This window comes from Nocardia sp. NPDC005825 (genome assembly GCF_040630175.1).
Taxonomy (GTDB): Bacteria; Actinomycetota; Actinomycetes; order Mycobacteriales; family Mycobacteriaceae; genus Nocardia.
The window spans coordinates 203,688-213,722 of the sequence record NZ_JBEXXC010000013.1; the positions used below are offsets into that span (position 1 = coordinate 203,688).

Genomic DNA, 10,035 nt, shown 5'->3' on the forward strand with positions numbered 1-10,035 from the left:
TCTACCTCTGCCGGTCCAATAGCCGCTCCACCCAGTGCCATCCGCGATCCCAGGTGTCGGACATCCAGGTCACCGCTTCACCGCCCATGTGCGTGGCCAGCACCGCGACCACCAGGGCCACCAGCGCCGCCAGCGCCACCAGCGCGATCGCCCAGCCGGAACCCCGGTGCCGGTACAGCGAGGCCACGGCCTTGGCGTCCATGAGCTTGGTGCCCATCTTGAGACGGGTCAGGAAGGTCGCCGGGTTGGAGTCGCGGCGACCGCGGTCGAAGAAGTCGTCCAATGAGGCCGCCGCGCCGACGGTCACGATCAGCGACGCGCCGTGGTGGTCGGCCAGCAGCAGCGCCAGATCCGAGGGTGCGCCCGAGGACGGGAAGGTGGTCGCGCCGATGCCCAGATCCTGGATGCGCTCGAGCCCCTTGGCGTGGCCGTCGGTGTCGGCGGGCAGGATCACCTCCGCACCACACTTGAGCGTGGTGGCCGTGATCTCCTCCGGATCGCCGACGATCAGGTCGGGGCGATACCCGTGGCGGGTCAGCGTGTCCGCGCCGCGGCCCACGCCGATCAGGATCGGGGCGTACTCCTTGATGAACGGCTTGATCCGCTTGAGGTCCTCGATGTGCTCGGGACCGTCGGCCACCACCACGACATGCCGCTTCTTCATCTCGACCTCGACATCGGGCACGCCGATGCCGTCGATGAGCAAGGAGGACTCGGTGCGGATGAACTCTATGGTGTTGCCAGAGAACGCTTCCAGGTGGTCGGCGAGCCCGTTGCGGGCCTCGATCATGCGCTCGGCGATGGTCGTCTCGGTGAGTTCGATGCCCTCCACGAGGGCCTCGGGCTCCTTCTTGGCGAGCTTGTCGGCGTAGACCACACCGCCCTCGACGCGCACCTTGGTGCCGTCCTTGATCTTCTTGAACACGTCCGAGCTGACCGCGTCCAGCAACTGAATGCCGTTGGCCACCAGCACTTCCGGACCCAGGTTCGGGTATCTCCCGGAGATCGAGGGTGAGGCGTTGACCACCACCGCGACCTGGGCCTCGACCAGGCGGTCGGCGGTGAGCCGGTCGAGGTCGCACTCGTCGAGGACGACCACATCCCCCGGGCCCACGCGCTGCAGCAAACGCCTGGTATTGCGGTCCACCCGGGCCATCCCGGTCAGACCCGGCAGCGTTTCGGTATTGCGCGACAGCAGGCCCATCATCTTCATAGCGACCGATGATCACCCCAAACTCTCAACCACTGGTGGAGGCGCGCCGGTCAGCATCATCATTTGATCGCCGAAATGTTGCTCGAGTCCCGGTGGCCGCAGGTTGTCCGGTTCGCGGCTATCTTCTTACCGGCCGGTAAGGATATGCTCCGAATACCGGCACGAAAGGAGACAATGCCGTCATGGCCAGCACCACGGTCGACACCGTCATTCCCGCCCCCCGCGACGTCGTGTTCAAACTCTTCTCCGAGCGCGACAGCCTCAATGCCTTTCTGCCCATCAAGGTCTCGCTGAAGAAGCCGGGCATCGGCAGCCCGTCCGGCGTCGGCGCCCAGTATCAGCTCGGCATCGCCGGCATCGGCCCGACCGAGGAGACCACCGAGCTCGTCCCCGGTGAGCGCATGGTCTACCGCGTCATCGCGGGCGCCCCGGTCAAGCGGCACGTCGGCACCATCGCCTTCTCCGACGCGCCCGGCGGCACCCGGGTCGTCTACACCATGGAGTCCGAGCCGAGCCTCCCGCTGCCGGCCCAGATCCTCGAGCCCGGCCTGCGCGCCCTCACCAATGCCCTCATCGGCGGCGTGCGCAAAGCCGTGAAGTAACGCGACAACGCACGAAAAACCGGCCGGACCCTTGTCGGGTCCCGGCCGGTTTTCTGTTCGGGGGACGCGTTATTCGCCGGAGGCGGCCGCGCCGACCTTCTCGGAGTGCGCGGTGGTGAGCAGCTCCCACGCGTGCGCGCGACCGGTTTCGGTGTCGCCCATGCCCGCCAGCATGCGAGCCAGCTCCACGACGCGTTCGTCCTGAGTCAGCGCCTTCACGCCCGACTTCACGGCCTGGCCGTCATCGAGCTTGTCGACCACCAGGTGGGTGTCGGCGAAGGCGGCCACCTGCGGCAGGTGGGTCACCACGATGACCTGATGGGTGCGGGCCAGACGCGCCAGGCGACGCCCGATCTCGACCGCCGCGCGACCACCCACACCGGCGTCGACCTCGTCGAACACCATGGTGGTGCCGTGCTCGGAACTGGCCAGCACCACTTCCAGCGCCAGCATGATCCGGGAGAGCTCACCGCCGGAAGCGCTGCGGCTCAACGGCAGCGGATGCGCGCCCGAGTGCGCGGCCAGCCGGAACTCCACCTCGTCGACGCCCGTCGATCCGGCGTGCAGTTCCTGACCGTCGATGACCAGCGGTGCCGAATCCTGTACGCCCGCCAGGATCGGACCGACGCCGACCTCGAGCCGGGCGCGGCCCATGGCGAGGCCGCCCAGTTCGGTGCTCACCGCACTGGCCAGCTTGCCGGCGGCCTTGCCGCGCGCGGCGGTCAGCTTGCGGGCGGTCTCGCGCACCTTCTCGGCGGCGGTCTCGACATCGGCGGCCAGCGCGGCCAGGGCCTCCTCGGACACGTCCAGCGAGGACAGCCGGGTGCGCGCCTCGTCGGCCCACTTGATGACGCCGTCGATATCGGGCGCGTACTTGCGGGTCAGTGTCTTCAGCTCGGCCTGCCGGGTCAGCATGGACTCCAGCGCGCCCGGATCCGACGGCAGATCCGACAGATAGGAGCTGAGCTCTGTGGTCAGGTCCACCACCACCGAAATCGCCTCGCCCAGACGGGGAGCCAGCGCCGTCAGCTTCGGATCGTCGGAGGATTCGATGCGCGCGCGGGCGGTGCCGAGCAGATCCAGCGCGCCCGCCGCCTCACCCGGCGAATCGGCCGGACCGGCCAGCGCGTCGTGGGCGATGGAACCGGCCTCGCGCAGCGAGTCCAGGTCCGAGAGCCGCCGCACCTCGCCGACGAGATGCTCGTCCTCACCGGGTTCGGGTGCGATGGCGTCGATCTCGGCCAGCGACTGGGTCAGATGATCGGCTTCCAGCGCCAGTTCCCGGCTGCGCGCGGTGCGCTCCAGCAGCTGATTGCGCTTGTCCAGCCAGGCCTTTCGCGCCTTCTGGTACTTGGCCAGCAGCGGGGCCACCGCGTCCGAGGCGAACTGGTCCAATGCGTGCAGCTGCTGGTCGGGGCGCTGCAAGCGCAGCTGGTCGTTCTGGCCGTGCACGGTCAGCAGCGGACCGGTGAAATCCGAGAGCACCGAGGCGGGTACGGACCGGCCGCCCAGGTGGGCGCGGGAGCGGCCGTCGCTGCCGACGGTGCGGACGGCGATGATGCTGCCGTCGTCATCGCGTTCGGCCCCGGTGGATTCCAGCACATCCTCCACCTCGCCGATGGCGCCGTCGTGCACCTCGTCGACGGTGAAACGCCCCTCCACCACGGCTCGCGACGCGCCCAGGCGTACCCGGCCCGCGTCGGCGCGGGCGCCGCTGAGCAAATGCAGGCTCGTCACCACCATGGTCTTGCCCGCACCGGTCTCACCCGTCAAAACGGTCAGACCTTCGTGGAATTGTGCGGTGGCGGTGGAAATTACGCCCAGCCCGTCAATCCTGATCTCTGTCAGCACTCGTGCTCTCCGTCCGCTGTCGGCCTCTCCAGCCTGTCACGGGCAACTGGAATTTGCGCACCATCCGGTCGGCGAACGGCGCGGAATCGAGCCGAACCCACCGCACCGGTTCGGTCCCGCGGACCGTCTCGACCCGGCCGCCCCGCGGCAATGCGAGGGTGCGTCGGCCGTCGAGAAAAACAATCGCGTCGTGTCCGGTCGCCACCGTCTCCACCGCGATCAGCGAATCCGGGCTGGTCACCAGGGGTCGCGCGAACAGGGCGTGGGCATTGGACGGAATCACCAGCAGCGCTTCGAGTTCCGGCCACACCACCGGACCGCCGGCCGAGAAGGCGTATGCGGTGGACCCGGTCGGGGTGGCGATGAGCACACCGTCGCAGCCGAACGCCGACACCGGGCGGCCGTCGACCTCGAGGACCACTTCGAGCACGCCCATGCGGGCCGCGTTCTCGATGCTGGCCTCGTTCAGCGCCCAGCCGCGTTCCACCACCGTGTCGTCGACGCGCACGGAGACGTCGATGGTCATGCGTTCCTCGACGGTGTAGTCGCGCCGCACCACCTGCGAGAGCGCCTCGTCGAGGTGTTCGGCCTCGGCTTCGGTGAGAAAACCGATGCGGCCCAGGTTGATACCGAGCACCGGCACCGACGCGGCGCGCGCGAGTTCGGCCGCGCGCAGGAAGGTGCCGTCGCCGCCGAGCGCGAGCACCATCTCGGTGCCGACCGCGGCGACCAGGTCGTGCGTCATCACCCGCATCGGGTAGCCGTTGGAGGCGCCGTCGTCGTCGACGTCGAAGCGGGTGCTGTAGGCCTCGTCCTCGAGCACCCGCAGCCCGATCCCGGCCCCGCACAGGATCTTCGCGACCCGATGCGCGGTATCGGTGATCTCCGGGCGTCCCGGATGCGCGACCAGCAGCACTTCCCTGGCCGGGCTCGCCGCGTTCACTGTGGACCCTCCTGCACCGCACGCTCGATCAGCGCCGCCACACGCGTCGCCTCGTCAGCATCGTAGGCGGCCGCACCGACGCCCGCGGCGTCGCCGGTCGCCACCGGTTCGGCCGCATCCGGCCCGACCGGCGCGGACTCCTTGCGCAGCCACAGGAAATACTCGACGTTCCCGGACGGACCGGGCAGCGGGCTGGCCGTCACGCCACGGGTACGCAGCCCGAGGGCCGCTGCCGCGGCGGCGACTTCGCGCACCACCTCGGCGCGCAACGCCGGATCCCGCACCACGCCACCGGAACCCACCCGTTCCTTGCCCACCTCGAACTGCGGCTTCACCATCGGCAGCAGATCCGCGCCCGGCGCGCAGCAGGCGGCCAGCGCGGGCAGCACCAGCCCCAACGAGATGAACGACAGGTCCGCGACCACCAGATCGACGGTGCCGCCGATGAGTTCGGGCGTCAGCGCCCGCACATTGGTGCGATCGTGCACCTGGACGCGGTCGTCGTTCTGCAGCCGCCAGATCAGCTGGCCGTAGCCGACATCGGCGGCCACCACCTCTTTCGCGCCCTTCGACAGCAGCACGTCGGTGAAACCACCCGTGGACGCGCCCGCGTCCAGACAGCGCTTGCCGTCCACCGACACGCCCTGCGGCTCGAACGCCTCGAGCGCGCCCAGCAACTTGTGCGCACCCCGCGAGGCCCACTGCACCTCGTCGGGCTGCTCCCGCACCAGCAGCGGGGTGCTCGTTTCGACTCCGGTCGCCGGTTTGGTGGCGACCGACCCATTGATCAGGACGCGGCCCGCGTTGATCAGCTCGACCGCGTGTTCCCGCGACCGCGCCAATCCGCGGCGAACCAGTTCCGCGTCCACCCGCGCGCGCCTGGCCACCTCAGATCTTGTCCACCGTGGCCAGCGCCTGCACCAGCACCTCGTGCGCCTGCTCCAGAATCTTGGCCCGCCGCACGATGTCGGTGCCCTCCGAATGCACGCTCGGCGCACCCGGAAAGCCGGGATTCGGCGCGCCCGCCGACAATTCGGCCAGCAGCGCGTCCACCTCGGTCCGGACCCGATCCGGGTCGGCGAACTCCTGATTCGCGCCCGCCAGATGCTGTCCCGGCAGCGGCGCGCCCGGGCGGGGACCCGGCATACCGGGCTGCGCTCCGGGCGTGCCGGGGTGTTGTCCCGGCGCGGGAATCGGCGGTCGAGGCATGGGCATAGTCATCGTGGCGATAACGCTACCCGAACCCGCATTCGAACACACGTACCCCGCCGCATCCCGATCCACCCGCCGACCGGGGCGGCCGCGCCGACCACCGTCGGGGGCGGCTGACAGGATGAGGCAAATGGACAGCGACTTCGAGGAACTGATCGCCGAGGCCGACGCGGCCCCGGTGGACGGGTGGGATTTCTCCTGGCTCGCCGGGCGCGCCACCGAACAGCGGCCCTCCTGGGGATTCCAGCGGCAGCAGGCGGCGCGCCTGGCGGTCGCGCGGGCCGCCCTCGATATCCAGACCGGCGGCGGCGAGGTGCTCGCCGAGGCCGCCGTGTTCCCGCCGACCATGGTCGCCACCGAGTCGTGGCCGCCCAACCTGGCCAAGGCGACCCGGCTGTTGCATCCGCGCGGCGCGGTGGTGGTCGCCGACCCGGACGAGCCGCCCCTGCCGTTCGCCGATGCGGCGTTCGACCTGGTGACGAGCAGGCATCCCGCCACCGTCTGGTGGAGCGAGATCGCGCGGGTGCTCGAACCCGGCGGCACCTACTTCGCGCAGCATGTCGGCCCGGCCAGTGTGTTCGAACTCGTCGAGTACTTCCTCGGCCCGCAGCCCGATGCCCGCCGCACCCGTGATCCCGACGCCGAGGCCGCCGCGGCTCGGGCTGCGGGGCTGGAGATCCTGCAGGCCCGGCCGGAACGACTTCGCGTGGAGTTCAACGACATCGGCGCGGTGGTGTACTTCCTGCGCAAGGTCATCTGGATGGTGCCCGGATTCACCGTCGCGGAGTATCGGGACCGCCTGCACGACCTGCATCGGCAGATGGTGCAGGACGGACCCTTCGTCGCGCATTCGGCACGCACCCTGTTCGAGGCGCGAAAACCATTGTGAGGCTTTATACCTCGCGGCGCATCAGACGGACCGGATGGTGATCGCGCGGCCGGGCGCCTTCGCCAGGCAGTCGGCGATCGCCTCGGCGATATCGCCCTCCCCCGGCACCACCGGGTCGAGGTCGGCCACCGGATGGTTCAGGGCATCCAGGGATTCGGCGATATAGGTCGGCATGCGATCGGCGGGCTGGGTGCGCAGATCCTCCAGCGTGCTCACGCCCGTGAGGACCATGAACGACTCCAGCCCGGTGGTGTGCGCGCCGTCGATGTCGGTGTCGAGGCGGTCGCCGACCACGAGCGCGTCCCGGGTGCCCGCGCGTTCCAGCGCGTCCTCCATCAAGGGTGCGTACGGCTTGCCCGCCACGATCGGCTCCAGTCCCGACGCGTGCCGCAACGCCGCCACCATGGACCCGTTGCCCGGCGCCAGACCGCGTTCGGTGGGCAGGGTGGCATCGGTGTTGGCGGCCACCCACAGTGCGCCCTGCTGCAGCGCGTAGGCGGCCTCGGCCAGATCCGGCCAGCCGGTCTGCGGCGAATGGCCCTGCACCACCGCGCTGGGCAGCGCGCCGTCGAAGCGACGGATCGCCTGCAGGCCCACGTTCTCCACCTCCGACATCAGGTCGTCGGTGCCGACCACGAGCACCGTGGACCCCGGCGGGATCCGCTGCGCCAGCAGCCGCGCGGCCGCCTGCGCGCTGGTCACCACCTCGTCCTCGTGCGCGTCGAAACCCAGTTCGCGCAGATGCAGCGCCACCGCGTCCGCCGAGCGGCTCGCATTGTTGGTGACATACATCAGCCGCTGTTCGGGCGCGCCCGCCGACAGCGCTTCCGGCGCACCGGGAATCCGCTCGTGGCCGCGGAACAGCGTCCCGTCCAGATCCAGTAGCAGGGCCTCGAACCGATCCCGCAATCGCATGACGCCGTCCCTCTCACTGTGCACAGAAACAGAAACGACCGTGCGGCTGCGCTGTGGCGCTGCCGCACGGTCGAGTTCACTTGCCGGTCCTAGTTCTCGGAGCCCTCGGCGGGCTTCGCCGACTTCTCCGGTCCATCGTCTTCGGAATCCCGCTCCGCCGCAGCCGAATCCGATTCGTCCTCGGCGTCCTCGGCATCGTCTTCGGCGTCCTCGTCGAAGGCCGCGGTCCAGTCCGCGCCGTCGTCGTCACCCTCGCCGGAGAGTTCGGCGGCGCGTTCCTCGGCGTCGGTCTCGCCGTCGTGGTCCGCGGAGGCCGCGTTCATGAACCAGGTCAGCGCCTCGTCCTCGCGACCGGCGGCCAGCAGCGCCTCGGCGTAGGCGTAGAACAGCCGCGCCGCGGCCGAACCCGAGCGCGCCGGATCCAGCTCCGCGGTCTGCAGCGTCACCACGGCCTGGTCGAACTGCCCCAGGTCCATGCGCGCGCCCGCCACCACGATGCGCAGCTCGGTCGCCTCGTCGCCCTGCAGGGCACGGGCCTCGTCGCTGCGGCCCAGCTCGATGGCGCGCTCCGGACGGCCCAGGCCGCGTTCGCAATCCGCCATCACGGCCAGCAGACCCGAACCACCCGACATGCGCCGCGCGGTCCGCAGCTCCGACAGCGCCTCGGCCCACTCACCCGCGTGATAGGCCGCGACACCGGCGGTCTCGCGCACCACGGCGATCCGGCCGGCCCGCTGCCGCGCCGCCCGCGCGTGCTCGAGCGCCAGCTCCGGATCCTCGTCCAGCAGCTGCGCCACCATCACCAGGTGCCGGGCCACCGTCTCGGCATTGCTCTTGTCCAGGCTCAGCAGATCGCGCCGCACCGCCGGCTCGAGATCGGAGGGCTGCACGTCGTCCGGCAGACCCGGCTCGTCGGGACGACCCGACCGCCGCTCGCCCGGCCGGCCACCACCGGCCCGCGCGCCTTCGCCGCCCCGGCGACGGTCCTCACCGCGATCGAACGACCGCTCGCCCGAACCGTTCCCGGCCCGCTCGAAACCCTTGTCCTCGCGGGCGTCCGCACCGCCGGTCGCGCCGACCTCGTCGCGCGCGAAGCTCTTCTTCTCCTCGCGCGGACCACGATCGCGATCGAATCCCCGTCCGCCACCACGGTTCTCGCCGCCGCGGTTGAACCCGCCCTCACGACGATCCCCGCGGTCACCACGGTCGAATCCACCTTCACGACGCTCGCCACGGTTGAAACCGCCTTCGCGACGCTCACCGCCGCCACGACTGAAGCCACCCTCGCGACGGTCACCGCCACCACGATTGAAGCCACCCTCACGACGATCGCCACCGCGATCGAAACCGCCCTCGCGACGATCGCCACCGCCACGGCTGAAACCGCCCTCGCGGCGCTCCCCACCGCGGTTGAACCCACCTTCTCGACGATCGCTGCTGCCGCCACGGTTGAAGCCGCCCTCGCGACGTTCGCCGCCACCGCGGCTGAATCCACCTTCGCGGCGCTCCCCACCACGATTGAAACCGCCCTCACGACGGTCACCACCGCGATCGAAACCGCCCTCGCGACGATCGCTGCCGCCACGGCTGAAACCGCCCTCGCGACGTTCGCCGCCACGGTCGTAACCGCCTTCGCGACGATCGCCACCGCCGCGGTTGAAGCCGCCCTCGCGGCGCTCCCCGCCACGGTTGAAGCCACCTTCGCGGCGGTCACCGCCGCCACGGTTGAAACCGCCCTCACGACGCTCCCCACCACGGCTGGACCCGCCCTCACGGCGGTCACCGCGGTCCCGGTTGAAACCACCGTCGCGGTCGCCGCGGCTGTAACCGCCCCGGCTTCCGCCGTCACGGTCGGAACCGGTCCGGCTCTCGCCCCGATAGCCGCCGCGATCGCGGTCGCCCTCGGAGCGGTTGAAGCCGCCGCGTTCATTGTCCTTGCCGCGGTTGAAGCCACCGCCGCCACCACGGTTGAAGCCGCCCTCACGACTGCCGCCGCCCTCGCGACGCGGACCACCGCCGTACGACGGCCGGCCCTGGTCGCGGCGTCCGCCATCCTCGCGCCGACCGTAGCCGCCCTGTCCGGATCCACCGTCATTGCGGCGGAAGGGTTTGCGGCCGTCGTTCTGCTCCGCCACGGTGATCCCTCTCTGTACTTTGTAGCCTGCGGTACCCGGCCACGGCGCTGGAGAGCGCGTGAGGAGGGCGGGTGGGCGATCCACCTACCCCAAATTCAATCACGCTGCCTCGAGCGTCAACGCGGCACCGGGTGCTTAAACGCCGATAAGGGGACCCAAGAGGGTCCCCTTATCGCGAAGGATGTTCCGGCGGTGTCCTACTCTCCCACACCCTGTCGAGTGCAGTACCATCGGCGCAGGTGGCCTTAGCTTCCGGGTTCGGAATGGGACCGGGC

8 protein-coding genes, 1 rRNA gene and 1 pseudogene are annotated in these 10,035 nt (G+C 70.3%); 2 read left to right on the forward strand and 8 right to left on the reverse strand.

The window, feature by feature from the left end:
• Position 1: 1 nt before the first annotated feature.
• Positions 2-1,213, reverse strand: a complete 1,212-nt coding sequence (steA, locus tag ABZ382_RS29905) for a putative cytokinetic ring protein SteA (RefSeq protein WP_357095735.1) — start codon at positions 1,211-1,213, stop codon at positions 2-4.
• Between the two features lie 182 nt (positions 1,214-1,395).
• Here steA and ABZ382_RS29910 point away from each other — a divergent pair, with 182 nt between their 5' ends.
• Complete coding sequence (locus ABZ382_RS29910) at positions 1,396-1,815, forward strand: SRPBCC family protein (RefSeq protein WP_357095738.1); 420 nt, start codon at positions 1,396-1,398, stop codon at positions 1,813-1,815.
• A gap of 69 nt (positions 1,816-1,884) precedes the next feature.
• Here ABZ382_RS29910 and recN read toward each other — a convergent pair whose 3' ends face one another.
• From recN to ABZ382_RS29930, 4 genes are read right to left on the reverse strand one after another with little or no spacing between them, the layout of a single operon-like run.
• On the reverse strand, positions 1,885-3,666 hold the full coding sequence (gene recN / locus ABZ382_RS29915) for a DNA repair protein RecN (RefSeq protein WP_357095741.1): 1,782 nt from the start codon (positions 3,664-3,666) through the stop codon (positions 1,885-1,887).
• Positions 3,644-4,609 carry an NAD kinase gene (locus ABZ382_RS29920; RefSeq protein WP_357095744.1) on the reverse strand — a complete coding sequence of 322 codons (966 nt, stop codon included), beginning with the start codon at positions 4,607-4,609 and terminating at the stop codon, positions 3,644-3,646. The genes recN and ABZ382_RS29920 overlap by 23 nt, the downstream gene beginning before the upstream one ends.
• Positions 4,606-5,496 carry a TlyA family RNA methyltransferase gene (locus tag ABZ382_RS29925; RefSeq protein ID WP_357095747.1) on the reverse strand — a complete coding sequence of 297 codons (891 nt, stop codon included), beginning with the start codon at positions 5,494-5,496 and terminating at the stop codon, positions 4,606-4,608. The genes ABZ382_RS29920 and ABZ382_RS29925 overlap by 4 nt, the downstream gene beginning before the upstream one ends.
• A gap of 1 nt (position 5,497) precedes the next feature.
• Positions 5,498-5,755 (reverse strand): hypothetical protein, encoded by a 258-nt coding sequence (locus ABZ382_RS29930; protein WP_357095750.1) that lies wholly within the window; start codon positions 5,753-5,755, stop codon positions 5,498-5,500.
• 196 nt (positions 5,756-5,951) lie between these two features.
• On the opposite strand from ABZ382_RS29930, the gene ABZ382_RS29935 reads away from it, so the two are divergent.
• Positions 5,952-6,710 (forward strand): class I SAM-dependent methyltransferase, encoded by a 759-nt coding sequence (locus tag ABZ382_RS29935; protein WP_357095753.1) that lies wholly within the window; start codon positions 5,952-5,954, stop codon positions 6,708-6,710.
• A 21-nt stretch (positions 6,711-6,731) separates the two neighbouring features.
• On the opposite strand, the gene ABZ382_RS29940 is transcribed toward ABZ382_RS29935, so the two are convergent.
• The 3 genes and pseudogenes from ABZ382_RS29940 to rrf form a co-directional block, all read right to left on the reverse strand.
• Positions 6,732-7,625: an HAD-IIA family hydrolase gene (locus tag ABZ382_RS29940; protein WP_357095756.1), complete on the reverse strand. Its 894-nt coding sequence runs from the start codon at positions 7,623-7,625 to the stop codon at positions 6,732-6,734.
• A gap of 251 nt (positions 7,626-7,876) precedes the next feature.
• Positions 7,877-8,605: pseudogene (locus ABZ382_RS29945) on the reverse strand (hypothetical protein); the annotation flags it as partial.
• Between the two features lie 1,339 nt (positions 8,606-9,944).
• A 5S ribosomal RNA gene (gene rrf / locus ABZ382_RS29950) occupies positions 9,945-10,035 on the reverse strand; the annotation flags it as partial.

Bases quoted from the DNA above. Each gene is read 5' to 3' on its own strand.
- steA (WP_357095735.1), bottom strand. From the start codon at position 1,213: ATGAAGATGATGGGCCTGCTGTCGCGCAATACCGAAACGCTGCCGGGT.
- ABZ382_RS29910 (WP_357095738.1), top strand. From the start codon at position 1,396: ATGGCCAGCACCACGGTCGACACCGTCATTCCCGCCCCCCGCGACGTC.
- ABZ382_RS29930 (WP_357095750.1), bottom strand. From the start codon at position 5,755: ATGCCGGGTCCCCGCCCGGGCGCGCCGCTGCCGGGACAGCATCTGGCG.
- ABZ382_RS29935 (WP_357095753.1), top strand. From the start codon at position 5,952: ATGGACAGCGACTTCGAGGAACTGATCGCCGAGGCCGACGCGGCCCCG.
- ABZ382_RS29940 (WP_357095756.1), bottom strand. From the start codon at position 7,625: ATGCGATTGCGGGATCGGTTCGAGGCCCTGCTACTGGATCTGGACGGG.